This is a genomic window from Salinispora sp. CH2A1_6, assembly GCF_056820975.1.
Genome location: NZ_JBXEDG010000003.1, coordinates 201,374 through 223,517, shown reverse-complemented (window position 1 = coordinate 223,517; position 22,144 = coordinate 201,374). Strand labels below are relative to the sequence as shown.

Genomic DNA, 22,144 nt, shown 5'->3' with positions numbered 1-22,144 from the left:
CCCGAACCCGAAAGAGGAAACGCGCGTCACCACGATCGGGAACGAGTAACCAAGTCGATCAGAACAGCGACAAACGCGATGACGAAGAAGCAGATAATGACCGCCATCGGAATTCGGAAGGCGAGGAGCCAGTCACCGGTTCGGTCCAGGCTGGTGAAGAGCGCGGTGCCGACGACGGCGACCCCGAACGCACCCCCAAAGCGCTGCCCCGTCTGCAGCATCCCCCCGGCACTGCCGCCCTGGGCCGGTGGCACGTGCGCCAGGGCCAGGGTCTGGTTCGGAGCAATGACCAACCCGCCCCCGACGCCGGCGGTGACCAGTCCACCGCCCAAGCCGGCCAGGAGCAGGGGCAGGGTGGCCGCGTGCGGGGAGCGTGGATCCGGCAGGAACAGATCTGCGATCAACAGCATGACGAGCCCGACTGCTCCACAGGCCAGCCCCGCGGCGATCAATGGCCGCCCGATCCGTCCGGCCTTGGCGCCAGCGGCCACCGAGCCAAGGGCCGTGCCCAGAGCCAACGGCATGAGAGCGATTCCCGCCACCAACTCGTCGTGCCCCAGACCTTGCTGCAGATACTCCGATACCAGGTAGTAGATGGCCTCGTAGCCGGCGAAGTAGAACGTGGCGATAAATGCGCCCAGGGCAAATGACCGGATCCGGAACAGGCCCAGGTTGAATATCGGCTCGCCGCGGCGGGCATAGGACCGTTCCCAGTAGAAGAAGGCGACCAGCGTCGCCAGGCCGGCCGGCAGGAGCAGCCAGCGGAGCAGCCCCGGCCACTGCTCTCCCTGCATCAGCCACAGCAGCCCCAACCCGCACATCAGTAGGAGGGCACCGATCAGGTCCAGGTCGGGTCGCCTCCCCCGCTCGGCGACGGGAAACAGCCGCCACCCGAAGACGGCGACGACGACCCCAAGCGGAACATTGATCAAAAAGATCCACCGCCAGCCCTGCTCGCCGCCGAGGGTAACCAGGGCGCCGCCGAGTATCGGACCGGCCAGTCGGGAGCTACTGACTCCGACGGCCAGCAGCCCGAGCGGGCGTCCGCGGTCTCGGGGCGAGAACATCCGCTGGACCGTCCCGAACACCTGGGGTAGCGCGACGCCGACGCCAACTCCCTGCGCCAACCGAGCGATGATCAGCCATTTTCCGGAGGGGGCGAAGCCGGAAACCATGCTCGCCACAACGAACACCATGACGCCGGCCACGAATATGTTGCGCCGGCCACGCTGGTCGCCGAACCGGCCGGCCGGCACCAGCGTCAGTCCGAACGTAAGAAAGTAGCCGGAGACCAGCCATTGCTGACCGCTCGGGCTCAGGTCGAACACATTTCGGATCGTCGGCAGAGCGATCACGATCAAGGAGATGTTCAACCCGCCCAGAAACACCGCCAGCAGCCCGACGGTCGCCGCCGACCATGGTCGGACCGGCCGCCCCGACCCGGTCCGGGGCGCTTCCCCCACACCCAGCTCACCCTCGTTCATCCGGCTGTCCGGCACCGGAGAAAACCATCGTGGCCAAACTCCCCGAAGCCCACCATATGGGTGACACCAGCAGACGGCCGGATCATCGGCACCGACTCACCCCAACGTGCGGGCGAAGCGATGGCGTGACACCTGACGTATCCGCCGGCCCTGCGCGCTGCCGCAGCCCGTGCCCGTTACGGGAGCTGGCCAGCTACCCGGCGGTGACCACCGGGAGTCGATTGGCACTCGGCCCATAGAAGGACTCCACTATAGAATCACGATCATGGAGATCCTACGGTTCGCCGCGTTCACCACCGATCCCGCCGGCGGCAATCCGGCTGGTGTGGTGTTGGACGCCACCGGCGCCGACGACGCGGAGATGCAGCACGTCGCGGCCGAGGTCGGGTATTCCGAAACGGCGTTCCTCATGCCCGGCGACGAGGGACAGTTCGCCGTTCGCTACTTCAGCCCGAAGGCGGAGGTCCCGTTCTGCGGCCACGCGACCATTGCGTCCGCCGCGGCGTATGCCGAGCGACACGGCCCAGGGGTGTTGCAGCTGAACACCCGCGCCGGCCCGGTCGAGGTCTCCACCACTGTACGGGCGGACGGCACCATCACCGCGACGCTGGTCAGCGTCGAGCCGCGCACCCAACCGATCGCCGCGGACGACCTCACGGCACTACTCGACGCGTTGCGCTGGAAGTCGGAGGAGCTGGCGACGACGCTGCCAGCACGGGTCGCCTTCGCCGGGGCATGGCACCCGATCATCGCCGCTGGAAGCCGAGCACGCCTGGCTGATCTCGACTATGACATGGCAGCGCTGACCAGCCTGATGGCCGAGCGCGACTGGACCACGATCAATCTGGTGTACCGGGAGTCCGCACAGGTCATCCACGCGCGGAACCCGTTCCCCCCGGGGGGCGTCGTGGAGGACCCCGCCACCGGTGCGGCCGCCGCGGCGCTCGGTGGCTACCTACGCGAGCTCGGCCTGGTCGTGCCCCCCACGACGGTTACCGTGCACCAGGGCCAGGAGATGGGCCGTCCGAGCCTGCTCACCATCGACATCCCTGAAGGGTCCGGAACCGGGATCGCGGTGACCGGCGCCGCGGTGGCCCTGGCCCCGCTCGGAGGTGCCGGTACGGGCGCAGCAACGGATGCGGACGCAGCGACTCGGGGCCGAACCCCGGCATGACCGGAACCGCACTCAGCCCCATGAAGCCGGGCGTTCGGGCGGACAGCGGTCACCGGGGGGCGCGGTGGCGGCTGGGGCCGCCAGGAGGCAGCACGCCACCTGGCCGGCCCAGCACCTCTGGATCCGACGAGCCGGGGGCCATCGGCCCTGACTCCGGCGGCATGCCAGCCGAGCCGGGCGGCGAGTGCTGCGGGATACATCCCCCCGTTGCGCTCCGATTGGAGCTGATCCATCCCGCCGGCAATCCCCGTCCGGGTCCGCGCCCCGTCACCAGATAGCTCTGGAAACGTGCGTTCGGTCTGCGACACTTTCACTAAACACACGTTTCCCAGCGCAGAGTCGATCTTACGCTCACGTTCGGTACTCCTGTCAACACCCGTGTCGCAGGCGCCCGCGGTCTCGACACTGTCGTTTACATCACCAAAGGCAAATGTCACAGTGGACAACCGACCCCGGGGAGCGGGTGTTACCGTCCGGTCTGCCGTCCTTACGCCTTGACGAGCAGCGCTTCTGCGCCGACCGGCCGGAATCCCGCCGCTTGGAACGCACGCACACTGCGGGCGTTGCCCGCGGCCTGCTGCGCCCAGATCGGCTGCCCGGTCGGCACCAGGTGCCGAGCGGCCGTGGCCAGCGCCCGTCCGAGGCCCGCCTCACGTCGCCCCTCGTCAACCTCGATCGCCGCCTCCCAGCGGCCGGCCACGCCCCGGCCGAGGATGACCAATCCCCCGTCGGCGGCCCAGATCCGGATATCGTCCCGGCGCTGGCGTGCCCTGACTTCCCGGGGATGGGCTGCGCCGGCGAGTTCGGTCAGCCGCAGCGGGGGTGCACCCGCCAGCGGGGGCGCGACTGTCAGTAGGTCGATCGCGTCCATGCAACGTCCGGTGCGCTCGAGCAGCGCACCCAGGAACGGTGGATGCATGGTGGCTGCCAGGCGGTCGCAGTCGAGTGCGGCCAGAGTTCCCCGGACCCAACGCGGATCCTCGTCGGTGAAGACCACGGAGTGGGCGGTGAACGCGATCACCCCGGCGTCCCGGTCGCAGGGCTGCGGCAGCACGGTCGTCCCGCCGTCCGGCGGCGGAAAGCGCCCGGCGGCCGCGGCGTCCAGGATCTCGGCCAGCTCACTTCCCATGGTCATTTCCTTCCGACGCTGCGCGACCCAGGCTGGGGACGGTGACCAACCACGCCTCCCCGTGTCAACGGCCAGCGTGCCCGGTCCGGACACACCAGCCGATGATAGAAAGCCTGCTCCAGATGGAGGGGCTTCGCAGCCTGGCCCACGTGGGTGGGGCACAGCGAAGGGCCCCGGACGGGGCCCTTCGTGCTGTCGGCCTACCTCGACCGCGGTCCTTACCAGCGGACCGACCGCCGGCCATTCACCGCTTGTCGTACGCCTCCATCACGCCAACCGGGATGCGTCCGCGGTCCGAAACCTGATACCCGTTGGCCCGCGCCCAGTCCCGGATCTCCTCGTTCCGCGCGCGGGTGGAACGCTGCGCGGTCGCGGCGGCTCCCCGCACCGCCCTGGTGATCCCGCCGTGGCCACTGGCCCTGCCGACGCGCTGACCAACGGCGATATAGGGCGCGAGCGCCTGCCGGAGCGCGGATGCGTTCTCGTCCGATAGTTCGATGGTGTAGGCCCTGCCGTCGAGACCGAACTCAATCGTCTGGTCGGCCTCACCACCGGTTAGGTCGTCAATCAGTTGGGTGATTACCTGTCGCGCCATGCTCGGGTTAGCTCCATTTCACGAGTACGAAGACGAGGACATTAGCATCCAGACAGGGTAGTTGCTAAAGGACCCACACGCGGGTTTCGCACGGCCACCAAATCTTTCCCGTGGGTAGCGGTTACCGCACCCGCCGTGGCTGTTCCTCAGACCACCGATCCGGGAGCCCGACCATCGGCGGCAAACCTTCTGGAAGCGTCTATCCCCGCCCACGCCCCCGCGCCGTGTCGAGAGTCGAGGCCACCAATTGCGGGCACGGCCACTATTATCGTCGCGGCGCGGCCTCGTATTCCCGCCGACACCCCGCCACCGCCGCCAACTCCCGGCCACCGCGGTTCGGCGCCCAACGCGGCACCGAACCCACTTCGGTCCGCCGTCCGGACTGCCCCGGCCACCTCCAGATTACAACCACCCCTTAGATGATTTTCCTATATTGTCCGCTTATGCACTCCCGGTCCCGCCGGTCATCGCCGTCCCGACGGGCCGCCCTGATCAGCCTCTGCACCGCCGCCATGCTGGTGTGGCTCGCGTTCTCCAACCTCGGGGTGGCGTTGCCAACCATCGCCACTGAGCTGAGCGTCAATCTGACCGATATGCAGTGGGCGAACAACGCCCTGAGCATCGCCTGCGGAACCCTCCTGCTGGCCGGCGGTCGCCTCACCGACCTACACGGTCATCGGAAGATGCTGCTGCTCGGCTTGGTGATCTTCGGGGTCGCCGCCCTGGCGACCGCCTTCACGCCCAACCTCGCCGGCCTCATCGCCGGCCGCGCGTTGATGGGCGCTGGTAGCGCACTCATCCTGCCCTCCACGCTGGCGATGATCCCGGCGCTCTTCAAGCGGACCGAGCAGCCCACGGCCTTCGCCGCATGGGCCGCGGCGACCTGGGCCGGGCAGGCAGTCGGACCAGCCGTCGGCGGCACCCTGACCACCCTGCTCGGCTGGCGGTCACTGTTCTGGTTGACCGCACCGGTGGTAGTCGTCTTGTACATCGTGACCAAACGAAACGCACCCGAGGCGCAGAAGGGCCGGGGGCGGGTCGACCTGGTCGGGCTGTTCACCGGGGCCGGGGCCGCACTGTGCCTGCTCTTCGCGCTGACCGAGGGGCAACAGGTCGGCTTCAACGATCCGCTGATCATTGCTCTCTTCGGCGCCACCGCGGCGCTCGCCATGGCGTTCATCTTTGTCGAACTGAGAGTCGCCGACCCGCTGGTGGATCTACGGCTGTTCCGCACCCGCAGCTTTGACGGCGCTCTCATCGTCAACCTGACGATGAACATGTCCTTCGCCGGCGCCCTCTTCGTGCTCTCCCTCTACCTACAGGACGTCCGGGGCTACAGCGCGTTCGCGGCCGGCCTGCTCCTGGTTCCGGCCGCCGGAACGATCCTGATATTCAACGCCGTCGGCGCACGGATCGTCACCCGACACGACGCCCGCTCCCCCTCGGTCTGGGGCCTCGTCCTGGTCGGCGTCGGCAGCCTCGCCATCAGCACCCTGCTGCCCTCCCTGTCGGTGCTCGCGGTGATCCTGGGCCTGCTCATCATCGGTGTCGGGCTGGGCATACTCTCCGTGCCCGTGGCCGACACCATCGTCGGTGGCCCACCGGTCGCCCTCGCCGGCGCCGCGTCCGGGCTCTACAAGACCAGCAGCATGCTGGGGGGTGCGCTCGGCGTCGTCCTGCTCACCGCCGCGACCACCCGCTTCGGTCGGGCCGAGGCCGCCCCGGTGAGCACCGCGGCCGGGCTTACCGAAGCCGAGTCCAGCCAGGTCGTCAACGCGCTGACCAACTCCCAGACGGCGACCGCCGTCCTCGACACGCTGCCAGCGAGCGAACGGAACCTCGTGATCGCGGCCTATCATCAGGCATTCTCGGACGGAGTGTCGACCGCCCTCGTGCTCGGTGGGGTGATCGCGGTGATCGGCGCGGTGCTGGCCGCCTGGATCTGGCCCCGCCAGCGAAAGGGCCGTAGCCCGCGACCACCCCAGCAGACCTGACCGCTCAGCCCAGGTTCTGTCGGCGGACGCTGAGCCCCTTACCCCCGAACTCCTGACAGACGAAAACAGGCTGGCGGGGCTTACTGAGAGCCGGTGCGTAGCGGTAGCCGATCTCGGCGAAGTCGACGATGTCCGCCGGGTTCTCCACCTGAGCGGTCAGCAGCCACCGGGCGAAGGCACCGCGGGCGATCTTGGCGTGCACGACAACGAACCGCGGTTCCCCGGACGTCGGGTTGACGGTCAGGAAGCGGGGGCTGACGAACCGGTCGCGGGGCAGAAACCGGGTGACGGTCCGGTTGTACTCGACGGCGGCCAGATCAATGATGACGCCGGTCGACGGTAGGCACCGGGCAACGGCATCACCCCAGAACTGGTAGAGGTTGGCATACGGCGGGTCCGGTAGGCGATAGCCCATCTCCAGCCGGTACGGCTGGATGCCATCGTCTGGCCGCAGGATGCCGTACAGCCCGGAGAGGATGCGCAACCGACCTTCGGCGTACGCCCGGTCGGCCGGGGTGAGGTCACAGGCGCGGAGCCCGCTGTAGATGTCACCGGCGAAGCTGTCGATCGCTGGTGACTGCCGCTGCGGGTCGGTGCCCCAGTCGGCGAAGAGCCCGTGCGTTCGGTCGGCCAGCTCCGGGGAGAGCGCCATGACGGTGGCGAGCTGCTCCACCGAGAGGGTCTTGAGGTACGCCGCCAGCTCCTCGGCCCGGTCCCGTAGGGCGGGCACGGTGAGGGTCGCGCCGCCCTGGGGCGCCGGTCGCATCGCCTTGGAGGTGTGAATCAGAATGATCATTTTCGCCTCGTGCCGAGATCAAGATCCCCTGAGCATAGCGGCCCGATGGGCACCTCCGCGGCGGCGAACCGGGAGGGCAGGGCCGGCCAGCGGGTTCTCCCGGCCACCGCGCCGCAGCACGCGGCGACACCAGCCGCTTCGTACGCCGACGGGATTCGCCACCAACAACCAGGGCAGCGCGGATGCGAATCCGGGACATACGCACCCCGGTCCACCCTCCAGGTGACAGCAGGCCCGTCGGCGAGATCTCCCTCGTTACTCCGGTTCTAATGTGGGTTCGCCTTCGGCAGTAGCGGCGTTGAGATGACATGACCTTCTGGAGGCAACCGTATGCCGGGAACGAACCTTCAGGAGCGCACGACGACCCCCGCCGCCCCGCCCCGGGTGGTGCAGGCTGCCAACACGGTGACCGCGGTACGCACGATCGGCGCGGTCACGCTCGCGATCGCCGCGGCCGCCACCCGGGAGCCGGTCCTGGCGGTAGCCGCCTATCTTGTGTACTGGGTCGGCGACATGTTGGACGGCTGGACAGCCCGCCGGCTGAACCAGGAGACCCGCTTCGGCGCGGTCTTCGACATCCTGGCCGACCGGCTCTGCTGCGTCCTCTGCATCATCCCACTGCTGCAGGCGCGACCCGAGATGGTGGCTCCTATCGCGGTCTTTCTGCTGCAGTTCGTCGTCGTCGATCTGGTGCTCAGCCTGTCGTTTCTCCGTTTCGGGCTGCTTAGTCCGAACTATTTTTTCCGCGTACACCGTGGTGTCTTTCGGTGGAACTGGTCCCCGGCGGCAAAGGCCGCCAACACCAGCGCGCTGGTGCTGCTCGTGCTCTTCGTGCCGAGCCCAGGGCCAGCGCTCACGCTGGCCCTGGCGGTGACCGTGGTCAAGGTCGTCTCCCTGGTGGTGGTACGGCGGCTGGTTCCGGTCCGCAGGAACGGGGCCGAACCATGATCGAGGCCGGGGTCGCGACCTTCCTGATGGCGCTCGCCTCGGCCTTCATCCCGGCGGTGCCGGTGGAGCCGTACCTCATCGGTGCGGCCGCCGTAACCGGACAGAACGCCGTCCTGCTGGGTGTCACCGCCAGCGCCGGGCAGACCATCGGCAAGGCGCTGATGCTGCTGGGCCTCCGCGGCACCCTCCGCTCCGTGCGGCTGCGCCGCTGGTCACAGCGGCACAGCGCCCGCTTTGCACCACTGCCGGAGCCGGCAGTGGTGACCACGGCGGGAGTGCCGCACGGGACAGGGCCGAGCGATCCGGGTGTCGGCGCTGGGGAGCCTGCGGCCGTGCCGCCCCGAGCGACCGTCCGGACGGTCCTCCGCCGGTCGATCCCCGCCGTGGTCGCGGTGACCCGCCGCTGGAACAACCGACTCATCGCCCTGCTCGACCGGCCGTTCGTGGCGGTACCGGTGGTGTTGCTGAGCGCGGCGGTGGGCCTGCCCCCACTCCTACTGGTCGTCTTCTGCATCAGCGCGAGCCGAATGTCGGTGGGCATGTTCGCGGTCACGTGCTTCGTCGGCCGCACGGCTCGATTCGCCGCGGTCAGCATGTTGCCGCAGCTCGCTCCCGTCCTCGGCTAACGCGTGGGGGCATCCGCGTGGGGGTATCCCCCGTCCGGCGGATCCCCCCACGCCCGCGCTGGTCAGCGCTCACTCCGCACCACGGGCTCCGGCGTCGCCGCCCAGCCGTCGGCGCTGGCGATCGCGCTCAGTCCCGGGCCATCATGGCCGCCGCCTCCCGCTCGACGTCAACGTAGGCCTCACCGGAGACATCCGCGATGACCTGCTTGATCGTGGCACCGGTCAGCTTCCAGGGACGGGCACCGGAGTAGTCATAGGTGACGGGCGCACCGCGGTCCTGGCCGACGTTGAAGCCTTCCCCGGCGAGGGCGAACTTGCCGAGTTGGGTCTGCATCCCCTTGCACTCACCCACCTTCTTCTTGCCGATGAACAGCGAGGCGTTGCCGATGCAGGCACTGGGCTGGTCGGAGCCGGGTGGAGAGATCAACTTCTCCTTCTCGAACGCGACGCCGAGCACCGCCTTTCCCTTCGGCACATCGATGTTCGAGGAGATGACCTGCTCCTTCTCCCCCAGGTAGTTGTAGACGTACTTCAGCTTGCCATCCTTGAGGTAGAGGGCGTGGCCGCCGAAGTTGGAGCCCTGCGCGAAGAGGACACCTTCCGCGTCGGGACCATCGATGACAACGTCGGCCGCCAGGATGTAGGACCGCCCCCGGATGTTGACCGCGACCGCCTCGGGCACCTCCAGCGTGTTCGGATAGTAGACGTAGTGGTCTCGCGGCGGCGCCACCTGCGGTCGCGGCGTGCTGAGCAACTCGGCGATGGGCCGGTCGTCCACCGGGAGACCAAAGAACTTGCCGGCCTCGTGATACCAGAGCGCCGCCAACTCCGCGGCCAGTTCGGGATGCTGGTCGGCCACGTTATGGATCTCGGCGCGGTCGACGTCGGTGTGGTAGAGCGCCCACTGGTCCAGACCAAAGTGACCCCAGTCCGCCGGTGAGCTCGGGTGCAGGGCGTCGACCTTCCAGCCGTCCCGCCACAGCGCCCGCGTACCCAGCATCTGGTAGAACTGGCTTTGCTTGGCGGTCTTGGCCTTCGGCTTTTCGAAGGTGTGTTTGAGGCTGGAGCCCTCCAGTGGCCACTGTTCGAAGCCCTTGACCGTCTCCGGCAACTCGATGCCGAGGCAGTCGTACACCGTGGGCACGATGTCGGTGACGTGCGCGTACTGGTCGCGTAGCTCGCCTTTTGCCTTGATCCCGGCCGGCCAGTGCACGATCATCGGGTCGCAGACTCCACCCTCCCACGCGTCCTGCTTGAACAGCTTGAACGGGGTGTTGAAGGCGAAGGCCCAACCGGTCGAATAGTGGTTGTATGTGCCGGGCGAGCCAAGAATATCGAGCATCTTGATATTCTCGTCGATATTGCTCGGGACACCGTTGAAGAACGTGTTCTCATTGACGGCGCCGTCCGCCCCGCCCTCACCTGACGCTCCGTTGTCTGAGATCACGAAGATGAGGGTGTTGTCCAGCTCTCCGGTGTCCTCGAGGTAGGCGATCAGTCGGCCGATCTCGTGGTCGGCGTAGCTGGAGAAGCCGGCGAAGACCTCCGCCATCCGGATCTGCAGCTTCTTCTCGTCGGCACTGAGCGAATCCCACGGCCGTACGTCGCTCTGGGCGGGCGAGGGTTTGCCGTCCGCGCTGCGTACGTCGCTGAGCGGGTTGATCGGTGAGAGCTCGGTCCCCTTCGGGAGGATCCCCAGCTTGATCTGCTTGGCCAGGATCTTCTCGCGGATCGCCTCGTACCCCAGGTCGAACGTGCCCTTGTACTTGTCGGCCCAGGCCTTCGGTACGTGGTGCGGGGCGTGGTTCGCCCCGGGGCAGAAGTACATGAAGAACGGCCGGTCCGGAGCGACCTGCTTGGCGTCACCGATCATGCCTATCGCCCGGTCAACGAGGTCGGCGGTGAGCAGGTATCCGTCCTTGCCTTCCTTCCACTCGTCAATACTGACCGGGTCGGTGGGCTGGTCGATGAACTGCTGGTCCTGGACGAGGTTCGGGTAGTACTGGTTGGCCTCTCCACCGAGGAAGCCGTAGAAGCGTTCGAAGCCCCGGTGGGTGGGCCAGTTCCGCTTGGAGGAGGCCATGTTGGTCTCGTCTTCGGCGACACAGTGCCACTTGCCCAGCGCGTAGGTGTTGTAGCCCCGGTCGCTGAGGATCTCCCCGATAAGAGCTGCCTCCCCGGGGATGTGCCCGTTCATCCCCGGGAATCCCTGGGTCGCCTCGGCAACGCAGGACATGCCGACGGTGGTGTGGTTGCGCCCGCTCAGCAGCGCGGCCCGGGTGGGCGAGCAGAGCGCGGTGGTGTGGAACTGGGTGTACTTCAGTCCGTTGTTGGCGAGCTTGCTCATGTTCGGCATCTCGATGGGCCCACCGAAGAAGTCCCAGGAGCCGAAGCCCGTGTCGTCCCAGACCAGGAACAACACGTTCGGCGCGCCTTTCGGCGCCTGGGGTTGGGCATAGGGGTCCCAGTCCGGTGTCGAGTCCTTGGCGCCCAGGTTGATAACGCCCTTGAATGCTTTACTCATGAACGACTTCCCCTTCTCCCGCGCCAAGGGCGGGAACGCGACCTGCCCGTACTTTCCCGATCAGCTCTTCGCGGTGTCGGATGGTGCCACCTGGCCGGTGACCAACATTCGGATGCTCACCAGGAGAACCCAGGCGGGGAAGATGAGCGTGAACCAGAGATTCTGGTTGGTGAAGATCAAGAGCAGCACGGCCAAAATGTAGGTCAGCATCCAGAGCCACTTCGGCATCAGGCGGGTCTTCATCCCCACCGTTCCGAGCGCGAACATGAACACCGCCGCCATACGTACCGCGTAGATCCCACTCGCCTCGAGCATGATCGAGCGACCAAACCCGACCGTCTCGGTACCCAAGGACTGGGACCCGCCTTCGGGAACACCCTCCACAATGGCGCCCGCCACCACGACAGCGACGAATATCATGGCCAGGAAGAGAACCCCGCTCCCGATGAGCAGAGTGGAGAAGAACCAGTCTCCCAAATTGCCCATGTACTCGCGCACCACGCCCATGAACCAGAGGAAGAAGATTCCGGCGAACGGGATCAGGAACAGCGCCACCCGCATCCGGCCAGCTTCTTGCCGTACCCACTCCACATCGGCGAAAGGCTCCTTCGGGAGCGCCGACCGAAGCAGTATGATACTGATGGCGAAGACCACGGCGAAAAGTATGCCCGCGATCGCTACCCCGCGCGGATTTCGGAGCGCCCGAAACGTTTCTTGATCAGAACTCTTGCCCATTGGCAACACCCTTCACCAGCCGTTTCAACGGTCCCATGGAATGCGCACCCCTCCTTTTCTCGTTCTACCAGAGAACGGGGCGCCCAGTGGCCGGAATGCGTCCGGCCACGAGCGGGGTTCGGAAGTGCAGCCTCATGCCCGCCCCGGACCGCCGATTCCCTGCCGGTCCGGCACCACGGCCCGGTCGTGGTCGACCTTGCCCCCGAAGCTCGCGGCAAGGGTCTGGTCCAGCCGGTCCAGCTCGGCGTCCACCGCCGCTCGCCGGTCGGCCGGAAGCACCTCGCGAAGGTCTTCGAGCATGGCGCGGAGCCGCCGCAGCACCTGGACGGAGCTGGCCCCGTACTCGCGGATCTCGGTGACCGCGAGCGTGAGGTAGTCCTCCCACGTCCGGCCGGGCACAGTCAGCCGTGGCTGGCCGGATTCGTCGCAGTACCGCATCGTGCCGAGGGGCTGCGCCCCGATCATCCGGAGCAGCTCCTCCAGGTAGTCCATCATCTGCACCGCTGTTGTCGGATCGTTGACGGCCGAGGAGAGCGCCCGCGCCGCGCTGTCCACCAGAATCCGTACCGGAAAGGCCGGATCACGCTCGATGGTCCGCTCGATCCCCAGGGCCACCATGGCGTGGATCTGCTTGGTGGAGTCACCCGACGGCCTCGTCCCGAATATCTCCATCACCGGTTGCCCGGCGATGATGTAGTCGCCGGCCGCCACCTTTGACCGGAGCTGACAGCCGTGCTGGCTGGCCCAGCGGACCAGGGCTGCCTCATTCAACGCCTGCACCGACCCGGATCGTTGGGCCTGAAGCACCAGAGTTGGTTCCCCGGCCGGCTCCTCCCTGGTCACCACCGACCCGCCCGACTGGTCGCGCGCCGCCATCAGCTTCCGGGCCGTCTTGGTCACGTCGGCCGCGACCGCCACCGGTCGGAGTTGATGCACCAGATGGTTGAGGAAGACCACGAAGAGCACAAAGCTAACGATGAGGAGAATCCCCGAGATGCCGACACCGAGCGGCGGGATCTCCGCTGACCCACCAAGAGCCAGGAGCGTGAAGGCGAAGGAGACCGTCCCGAGGATAAACGTCACGACGGCCAGGTGGAATCGGTCCCGGTACAACAACCGCAGGTAGCGCGGAAAACTGTCGGCATGGAGTTCGAGCACGACCACGCTCACGGCCACCACAAATCCGGCCAGCACCCCCGCGACCTCGACCACGATCGTGAGGAGTTCCTGTGCCGCGGACGGCTCGAACTCCCACGCCGACGGCAGGGTGATGACGGCGTCAATCTCGCGGACCACGAGGGCGAGCAGCCCTCCCACCACCAACCCCAGCAGCGGGAAGAACCACATGCTTCCCACCAGGTTCTGGCGAATTCGGAAGAACTTTGCCCACAGCATCATCGCACTCCTCACCGCTTCGGGTAGGGACCCGACCGGAGCTGCTGACGACCCGCCGCCGAACCGCATAAGGGCAACCCGTGTCTGCGGTTGTCCGCTGCGGGCCGGAACCAGCCCCGGGGCCAAGCGGCTGTCGTCTGTGAGCCTTACACACGTTCTGGTTCGGCTCCGGCGGAACCGTCAATCCGCGCTGCGGTGAACCGCCGTTGCGCGCAACGAGTCGACCCCGCGCCACCGGCGTCGGTGCGTTTGGCGATTCCCGCGGCGAGGTATCGCATCGGTGCCAGACTGTGAAGCACAGAGTAAAAGGGGGGTCCGGCTCCCTCCCGACCCGGACCACACCGAGTGCGGAGGCAGGGGTGGCGGAGGAGACGGAGACCCGCTGGCGGCGCCGGTACGCCGAGCTGTTGCAGGAGCTGCGCATCGCGCAGATGGGGGTGCAGATCCTCTTCGCCTTCCTGCTCGCCCTCCCGTTCAGCTCCGCGTTCGGCGAGACCAACACCTTCCAGCGGACGCTCTACATCATCTCGTTCCTCTCCACCGCCGCCGCGGCGGTGGCGACCATCGCCCCGGTGGCGTTCCACCGGGCGCTGTTCCGGCAGGGGCGTGGCCCGGAACTGGCCCGCTTCACCCACTCGATGACCACCACCGGCTTGTTGCTGTTGATCCTGGCCGTGATCGTCGCGGTGCTCCTCATCACGGATTTCGTCCTCGCGCTGCCGATCGCGCTCGCGCTGACCGGCCTGACCCTGCTCTGGCTGCTGCTGCTCTGGGTGCTCGTGCCGATCGGCCGCAGTCGGACCGGCAGCGACTCCGGTACTACCGGATGACGCACCGGAAGCCGAGGTGGCAGGTCGAGGTGTCGATCGCTTCGCCCTGCCGGGCCGCCGGCCGATACCGCATGCAGTAGTTGGGGGCGCACAGGTGGGATCCGCCCTTGATGACATGGCGAGGAATGACCGCGTTCGGTCCGTCGGCGGTGACCGGCGTCGTACAGCACGCCTTGGCCGACGGGTCGGCGGGGTACGTGAAGACGTCCCGGGTCCATTCCCAGACGTTGCCGGCCATGTCGTAGAGGCGGTGACCGTTGGGCGGGAAGGCTCCCACCGGGGAGGTTCCCGCGTACCCGTCGAGGAGCAGGTTCTGCCAGGGAAACGCGCCCTGCCAGGTGTTGGCCATCAGCTTGCCCTCGGGGGCGAACTCGTTGCCCCAGGTGAAGGCGGCACCATCGAGCCCGCCACGGGCGGCGAGTTCCCACTCGGACTCGGTCGGGAGTTCCTTGCCGGCCCAGGTCGCGAAGGCCACCGCGTCGGAGTACGCGACGTGGGTGACCGGATGCAGGTCTCTGCCGTCGATGGTGCTACCTGGCCCCTCGGGCTGACGCCAGGTCGCGCCCGGTGTCCACGACCACCAGTTGCGGTAGTCGGCGAGGCTGACCGGCCCGGAGGCCTTGTGAAACACGAGGGAGCCCGGGACGAGCAGCTCCGGGTCGGCGTCGGGATAGTCCGCCGCCGTCGGTGCCACCTCGGCCATCGTCACGTGCCCGGTCTCCCGGACGAATCGGGCGAAATCTCCGACGGTCACCAGGTACTGATCGATCCAGAATCCATCGACCTCAACCCATCGGACGGGCCCCTCTTCTGGGTAGAAATCGATTGATCCCATGCGAAACTGACCGCCCGGAATCCAGACCATCTCTGGTCCCGGGCGGGTGGTCGCTGGGGGGCTGAGCGCTTCGTGCACCACGCCCCTCACCCTAAACCAGCCAAAGCATGACAACTTGACGATTATCCGAACACCTGGATGAGCACGGTGTTGCCGGGCGGAAATCCACCAGCGCCACCGAGATAGGCGATCGCGCCGATTTAGACCTGCTTTGTCCGGCTATCTGAGCCAAGCTGGGGGCGAGTCATCCCATCGGGTGTTCTCACAGTCACCGGTGAGGAATGAGGCACATGACGGGCACGACGGAGCACGCGAGCCGGGCGTTGCTGGCCGTGGGCGGCCTGGTCCGCCAGGCCGAGGTCGCCCCCGACGGCCGGGCCCTCTACCAGGTCGGCGGGCGGGAGGCGGATGCCTTCTATCGAGACCGATGGTCGTACGACAAGGTGGTGCGCTCCACCCATGGCGTGAACTGCACCGGTTCGTGCTCCTGGAAGGTGTACGTCCGCGACGGCATCATCACCTGGGAACAGCAGCAGACCGACTACCCGAGTGTCGGCCCGGATCGGCCGGAGTACGAGCCGCGGGGCTGCCCACGGGGGGCAGCGTTCTCCTGGTACACCTACTCGCCGACGCGGGTGCGCTACCCGTACGCCCGGGGTGTGCTGATGGAGATGTACCGCGAAGCCCGGCAGCGACTGGGTGATCCAATCGCGGCGTGGGCCGAGATTCAGGCCGATCCGCGACGGCGACGTCGGTACCAACAGGCGCGGGGCAAGGGCGGCCTGGTCCGGATCTCCTGGGATGAGGCGCTGGAGCTGGTCGCCGCGGCGCATGTGCACACCATCGCCGAGTACGGACCGGATCGGATCGCCGGCTTCTCCCCCATCCCGGCGATGTCGATGGTGTCGCACGCGGTGGGAGCGCGGTTCCTGTCGCTGATCGGCGGATCGATGCTGTCGTTCTACGACTGGTACGCGGACCTACCGGTGGCGTCCCCGCAGATGTTCGGCGACCAGACCGACGTGCCGGAGTCCGGGGACTGGTGGGACGCCTCCTACTTCATCATGTGGGGCTCCAACGTGCCGGTGACCCGCACCCCGGATGCGCACTGGATGGCCGAGGCGCGCTACCGGGGCCAGAAGGTCGTGGTGGTCAGCCCGGACTTCGCCGACAACGTCAAGTTCGCCGACGAGTGGATGCCCGCCCAGCCCGGCACCGACGGGGCGCTGGCGATGGCGATGGGGCACGTCATCCTCAAGGAGTTCTTCGTCGACTGGAACACACCCCGGTTCTTCGACTACGTGCGCCGCTTCACGGACCTGCCGTACCTGGTCGGCCTGGAGCCGGCGGCCGACGGCGGCTACCGTCCGGGGAAGTTCGTCACCGCCGCCGACCTGGGGGAAGACGACAAGGAAGCGGCCTTCCGGCCGGTGCTGTGGGATTCCGTAACGGACGGGCCAGCGGTGCCGAACGGATCGCTCGGGGACCGCTACCGCGAGACCGGCGTCGGCCGGTGGAACCTGGAGCTGGGCGAGATCGTGCCCCGGCTGAGCTGTACCGGCGGCGAGGCGGTGCAGGTGGTGCTGCCCCGGTTTGACACCGACCAGCCGGCGGTGCTGCGACGCGGCGTGCCCACCGCCCGGGTCGGCGAACGGCTGGTCACCACCGTGTTCGACCTGATGCTCGCCCAGTACGGCGTCGCCCGTCCCGGCCTACCCGGTAGCTGGCCGACCGGGTACGACGACGCGGCCGAGCCGTACACACCGGCGTGGCAGGAGCCGATCACGGGCGTACCGGCGGCGCAGGTGGCCCGGGTGGCCCGGGAGTTCGCGGACAACGCCGAGCGCTCCGGTGGCCGTTCGATGATCGTGATGGGGGCCGGGACGAACCACTGGTTCCACTCCGACACCACCTACCGGGCGATGCTGGCGCTGACCACGCTGACCGGCTGCCAGGGGGTCAACGGCGGCGGGTGGGCACACTACGTGGGGCAGGAGAAGTGCCGGCCGGTGACCGGCTGGCAGCAGCTCGCGTTCGCGCTGGACTGGGTCCGGCCGCCCCGGCAGATGATCGGCACCGCCTTCTGGTACGTCCACACCGACCAGTGGCGCTACGACACGTACTCCGCCGACGCCCTCGCCGCTCCCACCGGCACCGGCGCCTTCGCCGGCAAGCACACCATCGACCTGTTGGCGCAGTCGACCCGGCTGGGCTGGATGCCGTCGATGCCCACCTTCGACCGTAACCCGCTTGATCTCGCCGACGAGGCGCTGGCCGCGAACCCCGACGACCCGGCGCGCTACGTCGCCGACGCACTGGTCGATGGCCGACTCGGCTTCGCCGGCACCGACCCGGACGCCCCGGAGAACTGGCCCCGGGTGTTGACGGTGTGGCGGGCGAACCTGCTCGGCTCCTCCAGCAAGGGCAACGAGTACTTCCTGCGTCACCTGCTCGGCACCGAGTCGAACCTGCGGGCGGAGCAGGCTCCGGCCGACAGTCGCCCGGCCGATGTCGTGTGGCGCGACGAGGCCCCGGAGGGAAAGCTCGACCTGCTGCTGAGCCTCGACTTCCGGATGACCTCGACCACGCTCTTCTCCGACGTGGTGCTACCGGCGGCCACCTGGTACGAGAAACATGATCTCAGCACCACCGACATGCACCCGTTCGTGAACGCCTTCACCCCGGCGATCAACCCACCGTGGCAGACCCGCACCGACTTCACCGCCTTCCACGGGATCGCCAAGGCCTTCTCCGCCCTGGCCCGCCGGCATCTCGGGGTGCGCAAGGACCTGGTCGCGACGGCACTACTGCACGACACCCCGGATGCGATGGCTACCCCGGGCGGGGTGGTGCGCGACTGGAAAACCGGCGACGCGCCCGCGGTGCCGGGCAAGACGATGCCGAAGTTCGTGGTCGTGGAGCGGGACTACGGTGCGGTCGCCGACCAGATGGCCGCTCTCGGCCCCCTCCTGGACCGGCTGGGCACCACGAACAAGGCGGTCACCGTCGATGTCAACCGGGAGATCGACTACCTGCGGCGGGTCAACGGCGCGGTGCGGGGTGGCGCAGCCGACGGCCGGCCCCGGCTGGACACCGACATTCGGGCGTGTGAGGCCATCCTGGCGCTGTCGGGCACCACGAACGGCCGCATCGCCACCGAGGGCTTCCGCTTCCTGGAACGGCGTACCGGTCAACGCCTGGCGGACCTCGCCGCCGAGGCGGAGGGGAAGCAGATCACGTTCGCGGACACCCAGTCCCGCCCGGTTCCGGTGATCACGAGTCCGGAGTGGTCGGGCAGTGAGCACGGTGGTCGCCGGTACTCGGCGTTCACGATCAACACGGAGCGGCTGAAGCCGTGGCACACGTTGACCGGGCGGCAGCACTTCTTCCTGGACCACGACTGGATCCATGAGACGGGCGAGGCGCTGCCGATCTTCCGGCCACCGTTGGACATCCACCGGCTCTTCGGCGAGCCGCGGCTCGGCATCAACGGAGAGTTGGAGATCACCGTACGGTATCTGACCCCGCACTCGAAGTGGGCTATCCACTCGGAGTACCAGGACAACCTGCTCATGCTGACGCTGTCCCGCGGTGGGCCGACGATGTGGATGAGTGAGGCGGACGCGGCGAAGATCGGGGTACGGGACAACGAGTGGATCGAGGCGGTCAACCGCAACGGTGTGCTGGTGTGCCGGGCGGTGGTCAGCTACAAGATGCCCGAGGGCACCGTCTACGTCTACCACGCGCAGGAACGGGTGATAGACGTGCCGAAGGCGCAGCTCAACGGCCGCCGCGGTGGGATACACAACTCGCTGACCCGGCTGCTGGTCAAACCCACCCACCTGATCGGCGGATACGCGCAGTTCGCCTTCGCGTTCAACTATCTCGGGCCGACCGGCAACCAGCGCGACGAGGTGACGGTGGTCCGACGCCGTGCGCAGGAGGTGCGGTACTGATGCGGGTGATGGCGCAGATGGCGATGGTCATGAACCTGGACAAGTGCATCGGGTGTCATACCTGCTCGGTGACCTGCAAGCAGGCGTGGACCAACCGATCCGGGGTGGAGTACGTCTGGTTCAACAACGTGGAGACCCGCCCCGGCCAGGGCTACCCGCGCACCTACGAGAACCAGCAGCGCTGGCAGGGCGGCTGGGTGCGCACCCGCTCCGGGCGGCTCAAGCCCCGCTCCGGCGGGCGCCTGAAGCGGATGTTCACGATCTTCGCCAACCCGAAGTTGCCCTCCATGCAGGACTACTACGAGCCCTGGACCTACGACTACGAGCACCTGATCACCGCGCCGTCCAGCGACGACATCCCGGTCGCCCGGCCGAAGTCCCTGCTCACCGGCGAGGACATGAAGATCACCTGGAGTGCGAACTGGGACGACTCCCTGGCCGGCGGAAACGAGATCACGGCGGGTGATCCGGTGTTGGCGAAGGTGTCCGAGCAGGTACGACAGGAGTACGAGAAGACTTTCATGTTCTTCCTGCCCCGGATCTGTGAACACTGCCTCAACCCGTCCTGCGCCGCGTCCTGTCCCTCCGGGGCGATCTACAAACGCAGCGAGGACGGCATCGTGCTGGTCGATCAGGACCGCTGCCGCGGCTGGCGGATGTGCATCACCGGCTGCCCGTACAAGAAGGTGTACTTCAACCACCGCACCGGCAAGGCGGAGAAGTGCACGTTCTGTTTCCCCCGCATCGAGATCGGCCAGCCCACGATCTGCTCCGAGACCTGCGTCGGCCGGCTGCGCTACCTCGGCCTCCTGCTCTACGACAGCGACCGGGTGGCCGAGGCCGCCGCCACCGAAGCCGAAGAGGATCTCTACGCGGCGCAACGCTCGGTCTTCCTCGACCCCCACGACCCCGCCGTCGTGTCCGCCGCGCGGGCGGGCGGGATACCCGAGGACTGGATCGAGGCCGCCCAGCAGTCCCCGATCTGGGACCTGATCATGAAGTACGAGGTGGCACTGCCACTGCACCCGGAGTATCGGACCATGCCGATGGTCTGGTACATCCCACCCCTGTCCCCCGTGGTGGACGTGCTGCGCGACACCGGCCACGACGGTGAGGAGGCCGGCAACCTCTTCGGCGCGATCGACGCTCTCCGCATCCCCGTCGACTACCTCGCGGAGCTCTTCACCGCCGGCGATCCGGCACCCGTTCGCGCGGCGCTCGGCCGGCTCGCCGCCATGCGTGCCTACCAACGCCGCGGCAACCTCGGTGAGACACCGGACGACGCCATCCCCGCCAGCGTCGGCATGACCACCGACGAGATGGACGACATGTACCGCCTCCTGGCGGTCGCCAAGTACGAGCAGCGCTACGTCATCCCCGCCGCCCACGCCGAGGACGCCCACCGGCTGGAAAAGATCGCCACCGAGTGCTCCCTGGACTACGAGGGCGGCCCCGGGATGAGCGGCGGCGGACCCTACGGACAGGGCCCCTTCGGGGAATCCTCCGGCACGCCCGTACCGATCCAGGTGGAGACCTTCGACGCGCAACGCAGCCGGCAGCGGGCCGACTCCCTGACCGAGGCCGGCGACCGGGCCCAGCGGACCAACCTGATCGACGCCGGTGGTGCGGGCAGCCGGACCGGCGCCCGGCCCCAGAAGGATCCGGCCGGCGAGGGCGGCGACGTGACCAGCCCCGGCGTCCTCGACATCAACCGGGACCAGCCATGACGACCGGACCGACGACCTGGCGGCCCGTCGCCGCCCGCGCCGCCTCGTTACTGCTGCGCTACCCCGACGAGGAGGTCCTCGCCGCGCTGCCGATCATCCGGGCCGCCCTCGACGCACTCCCGGATGCCGTGGCGAAGCCCCTCCGACAGGTGCTGACCCATCGGGAGGCAACCGCCCCGGGCGAGCTGCGCGCCGCGTACGTGCAGCTGTTCGACTTCCGCCGCCGGTGCTGTCTGCACCTGAGCTACTACACCTGTGGCGACACCCGCCGCCGCGGGGAGGCGCTCGTCGGCTTCGCCGCCGCGTACAAGGCCGCCGGCCTGGTGGTGGTGGATGGCGAGTTGCCCGACTACCTGCCGGCGCTGCTCGACCTCGCCGCCGAGGACGACAGCGGATGGCGGCTGCTGCACGACAACCGGGTCGGCCTCGACCTGCTCGCCGAGTCGCTGGGCAAGGAGGAGTCCCCGTACCGGCACGCGGTCGAGGCGATCCGGGTCATGCTGCCCGCCCCGCGCCCCGCCGACCTCGCCGCCGCGCTCCGGCTGGCCCGCACCGGCCCGCCGGTCGAAGAGGTTGGTCTCGAACCGTACGGACTCGTCGACACCACCGGGGGGCGCAGATGAACACGGTGCACGTGCTGCTCTGGGTGGTCTACCCGTACCTGGCCATCACGATCCTGATCGGAGGGCTGATCTGGCGCTATCGCTACGACAAGTTCGGCTGGACGACCCGCTCCACCCAGCTGTACGAGACCGCCTTGTTGCGCTGGGGCAGCCCGCTGTTCCACTTCGGCGTACTCATGGTGCTGATCGGACATGTGGTCGGCCTCCTCATCCCCAAGTCCTGGACCGAGGCCGTCGGCATCACCGAGCACAACTACCACTTCATGGCCGTCTTCATCGGCACCGTCGCCGGCTTCTGCACCCTCGCCGGAATGGTCATCCTGATCGCCCGCCGCCGCTTCACCGGCCCCGTCTTCGCCGCCACCACCCGCAACGACAAAGCGATGTACGCGTTTCTCGCGGCCGTCATCGTGCTGGGACTCTGGAACACGGTGCGGGGCAACATCACCGACGGGGGCTACGACTACCGCGCGAACCTCTCGCCCTGGTTTCGGTCGTTGTTCTATTTCAGCCCCGATCCCGAACTCATGACCAGCGTGCCGATCGGCTTCCAACTCCACGTCGTGGCCGCGTTCGCCCTCTTCGCGTTCTGGCCGTTCACCCGGCTGGTGCACGCCTTCAGCGCGCCGATCGGCTACGTCACCCGGCCGTACGTCGTCTACCGCAGCTACGGGACCCGATCGCGCCCAGCTCGGCCGGGCTGGGAAGGGCCGCCGACGCTGCCAACCCGCTCCTCGTCCCGAAGCCGACGGTGACGAGTTCCGCGCAGAATC

17 protein-coding genes are annotated in these 22,144 nt (G+C 67.9%); 9 read left to right on the top strand and 8 right to left on the bottom strand.

From position 1 onward, the window contains the following. Window positions 1-26: 26 nt before the first annotated feature. Complete coding sequence (locus tag AC1UKG_RS05825; RefSeq protein WP_026271398.1) at window positions 27-1,484, bottom strand: MFS transporter; 1,458 nt, start codon at window positions 1,482-1,484, stop codon at window positions 27-29. A 265-nt stretch (window positions 1,485-1,749) separates the two neighbouring features. Here AC1UKG_RS05825 and AC1UKG_RS05820 point away from each other — a divergent pair, with 265 nt between their 5' ends. Continuing rightward, window positions 1,750-2,658, top strand: coding sequence for a PhzF family phenazine biosynthesis isomerase (locus tag AC1UKG_RS05820; protein WP_018814194.1), 909 nt, complete (start codon window positions 1,750-1,752; stop codon window positions 2,656-2,658). Window positions 2,659-3,145: 487 nt separating this feature from the next. Here the strand turns inward: AC1UKG_RS05820 and AC1UKG_RS05815 are convergent, their stop codons facing one another. Beyond that, on the bottom strand, window positions 3,146-3,787 hold the full coding sequence (locus AC1UKG_RS05815; RefSeq protein WP_482642066.1) for a GNAT family N-acetyltransferase: 642 nt from the start codon (window positions 3,785-3,787) through the stop codon (window positions 3,146-3,148). 244 nt (window positions 3,788-4,031) lie between these two features. Next, window positions 4,032-4,382, bottom strand: coding sequence for a histone-like nucleoid-structuring protein Lsr2 (locus AC1UKG_RS05810; RefSeq protein ID WP_018732357.1), 351 nt, complete (start codon window positions 4,380-4,382; stop codon window positions 4,032-4,034). Window positions 4,383-4,825: 443 nt separating this feature from the next. Between AC1UKG_RS05810 and AC1UKG_RS05805 the strand changes: the two genes are divergently transcribed. After that, window positions 4,826-6,376 carry an MFS transporter gene (locus tag AC1UKG_RS05805; protein ID WP_018814193.1) on the top strand — a complete coding sequence of 517 codons (1,551 nt, stop codon included), beginning with the start codon at window positions 4,826-4,828 and terminating at the stop codon, window positions 6,374-6,376. Window positions 6,377-6,380: 4 nt separating this feature from the next. On the opposite strand, the gene AC1UKG_RS05800 is transcribed toward AC1UKG_RS05805, so the two are convergent. Next, a complete protein-coding gene (locus AC1UKG_RS05800; protein WP_018814192.1) occupies window positions 6,381-7,172 on the bottom strand; it encodes a YaaA family protein in 792 nt (263 codons plus the stop codon). A 330-nt stretch (window positions 7,173-7,502) separates the two neighbouring features. On the opposite strand from AC1UKG_RS05800, the gene AC1UKG_RS05795 reads away from it, so the two are divergent. Both AC1UKG_RS05795 and AC1UKG_RS05790 read left to right on the top strand, forming a co-directional pair. Next, complete coding sequence (locus AC1UKG_RS05795) at window positions 7,503-8,120, top strand: CDP-alcohol phosphatidyltransferase family protein (protein ID WP_018745359.1); 618 nt, start codon at window positions 7,503-7,505, stop codon at window positions 8,118-8,120. Continuing rightward, window positions 8,117-8,746, top strand: a complete 630-nt coding sequence (locus tag AC1UKG_RS05790; protein ID WP_018745360.1) for a hypothetical protein — start codon at window positions 8,117-8,119, stop codon at window positions 8,744-8,746. Before AC1UKG_RS05795 ends, AC1UKG_RS05790 begins: the two co-directional genes overlap by 4 nt. 127 nt (window positions 8,747-8,873) lie before the next feature. Here the strand turns inward: AC1UKG_RS05790 and AC1UKG_RS05785 are convergent, their stop codons facing one another. From AC1UKG_RS05785 to AC1UKG_RS05775, 3 genes are all read right to left on the bottom strand, one after another. Next, on the bottom strand, window positions 8,874-11,270 hold the full coding sequence (locus AC1UKG_RS05785) for an arylsulfatase (protein ID WP_018814190.1): 2,397 nt from the start codon (window positions 11,268-11,270) through the stop codon (window positions 8,874-8,876). A gap of 60 nt (window positions 11,271-11,330) precedes the next feature. Then, window positions 11,331-12,005: a hypothetical protein gene (locus AC1UKG_RS05780; RefSeq protein ID WP_482642065.1), complete on the bottom strand. Its 675-nt coding sequence runs from the start codon at window positions 12,003-12,005 to the stop codon at window positions 11,331-11,333. 132 nt (window positions 12,006-12,137) lie between these two features. Further along, a complete protein-coding gene (locus AC1UKG_RS05775) occupies window positions 12,138-13,403 on the bottom strand; it encodes a DUF2254 domain-containing protein (protein ID WP_018745363.1) in 1,266 nt (421 codons plus the stop codon). Between the two features lie 356 nt (window positions 13,404-13,759). Here AC1UKG_RS05775 and AC1UKG_RS05770 point away from each other — a divergent pair, with 356 nt between their 5' ends. Then, window positions 13,760-14,230: a DUF6328 family protein gene (locus AC1UKG_RS05770; RefSeq protein ID WP_018745364.1), complete on the top strand. Its 471-nt coding sequence runs from the start codon at window positions 13,760-13,762 to the stop codon at window positions 14,228-14,230. Here the strand turns inward: AC1UKG_RS05770 and AC1UKG_RS05765 are convergent. Continuing rightward, complete coding sequence (locus AC1UKG_RS05765) at window positions 14,220-15,155, bottom strand: formylglycine-generating enzyme family protein (protein WP_482642064.1); 936 nt, start codon at window positions 15,153-15,155, stop codon at window positions 14,220-14,222. The genes AC1UKG_RS05770 and AC1UKG_RS05765 overlap by 11 nt on opposite strands. A 200-nt stretch (window positions 15,156-15,355) precedes the next feature. On the opposite strand from AC1UKG_RS05765, the gene AC1UKG_RS05760 reads away from it, so the two are divergent. Genes AC1UKG_RS05760 through narI form a run of 4 tightly spaced genes read left to right on the top strand, consistent with a single transcriptional unit; the run spans window position 15,356 to window position 22,126 of the window. After that, complete coding sequence (locus AC1UKG_RS05760; protein ID WP_482642063.1) at window positions 15,356-19,021, top strand: nitrate reductase subunit alpha; 3,666 nt, start codon at window positions 15,356-15,358, stop codon at window positions 19,019-19,021. Further along, entirely contained in the window at window positions 19,021-20,748 is a 1,728-nt protein-coding gene (gene narH / locus AC1UKG_RS05755) for a nitrate reductase subunit beta (protein ID WP_482642062.1), read from the top strand. Before AC1UKG_RS05760 ends, narH begins: the two co-directional genes overlap by 1 nt. Then, on the top strand, window positions 20,745-21,371 hold the full coding sequence (narJ, locus tag AC1UKG_RS05750) for a nitrate reductase molybdenum cofactor assembly chaperone (RefSeq protein WP_018745368.1): 627 nt from the start codon (window positions 20,745-20,747) through the stop codon (window positions 21,369-21,371). The genes narH and narJ overlap by 4 nt, the downstream gene beginning before the upstream one ends. Continuing rightward, window positions 21,368-22,126 carry a respiratory nitrate reductase subunit gamma gene (gene narI, locus AC1UKG_RS05745; RefSeq protein WP_482642061.1) on the top strand — a complete coding sequence of 253 codons (759 nt, stop codon included), beginning with the start codon at window positions 21,368-21,370 and terminating at the stop codon, window positions 22,124-22,126. The genes narJ and narI overlap by 4 nt, the downstream gene beginning before the upstream one ends. Window positions 22,127-22,144: the final 18 nt, after the last annotated feature.

Coding starts and splice junctions, on each gene's coding strand:
- AC1UKG_RS05825 (WP_026271398.1), bottom strand. CDS start 1,484: ATGAACGAGGGTGAGCTGGGTGTGGGGGAAGCGCCCCGGACCGGGTCG.
- AC1UKG_RS05820 (WP_018814194.1), top strand. CDS start 1,750: ATGGAGATCCTACGGTTCGCCGCGTTCACCACCGATCCCGCCGGCGGC.
- AC1UKG_RS05815 (WP_482642066.1), bottom strand. CDS start 3,787: ATGGGAAGTGAGCTGGCCGAGATCCTGGACGCCGCGGCCGCCGGGCGC.
- AC1UKG_RS05810 (WP_018732357.1), bottom strand. CDS start 4,382: ATGGCGCGACAGGTAATCACCCAACTGATTGACGACCTAACCGGTGGT.
- AC1UKG_RS05805 (WP_018814193.1), top strand. CDS start 4,826: ATGCACTCCCGGTCCCGCCGGTCATCGCCGTCCCGACGGGCCGCCCTG.
- AC1UKG_RS05800 (WP_018814192.1), bottom strand. CDS start 7,172: ATGATCATTCTGATTCACACCTCCAAGGCGATGCGACCGGCGCCCCAG.
- AC1UKG_RS05795 (WP_018745359.1), top strand. CDS start 7,503: ATGCCGGGAACGAACCTTCAGGAGCGCACGACGACCCCCGCCGCCCCG.
- AC1UKG_RS05790 (WP_018745360.1), top strand. CDS start 8,117: ATGATCGAGGCCGGGGTCGCGACCTTCCTGATGGCGCTCGCCTCGGCC.
- AC1UKG_RS05785 (WP_018814190.1), bottom strand. CDS start 11,270: ATGAGTAAAGCATTCAAGGGCGTTATCAACCTGGGCGCCAAGGACTCG.
- AC1UKG_RS05780 (WP_482642065.1), bottom strand. CDS start 12,005: ATGGGCAAGAGTTCTGATCAAGAAACGTTTCGGGCGCTCCGAAATCCG.
- AC1UKG_RS05775 (WP_018745363.1), bottom strand. CDS start 13,403: ATGATGCTGTGGGCAAAGTTCTTCCGAATTCGCCAGAACCTGGTGGGA.
- AC1UKG_RS05760 (WP_482642063.1), top strand. CDS start 15,356: ATGACGGGCACGACGGAGCACGCGAGCCGGGCGTTGCTGGCCGTGGGC.
- narH (WP_482642062.1), top strand. CDS start 19,021: ATGCGGGTGATGGCGCAGATGGCGATGGTCATGAACCTGGACAAGTGC.
- narJ (WP_018745368.1), top strand. CDS start 20,745: ATGACGACCGGACCGACGACCTGGCGGCCCGTCGCCGCCCGCGCCGCC.
- narI (WP_482642061.1), top strand. CDS start 21,368: ATGAACACGGTGCACGTGCTGCTCTGGGTGGTCTACCCGTACCTGGCC.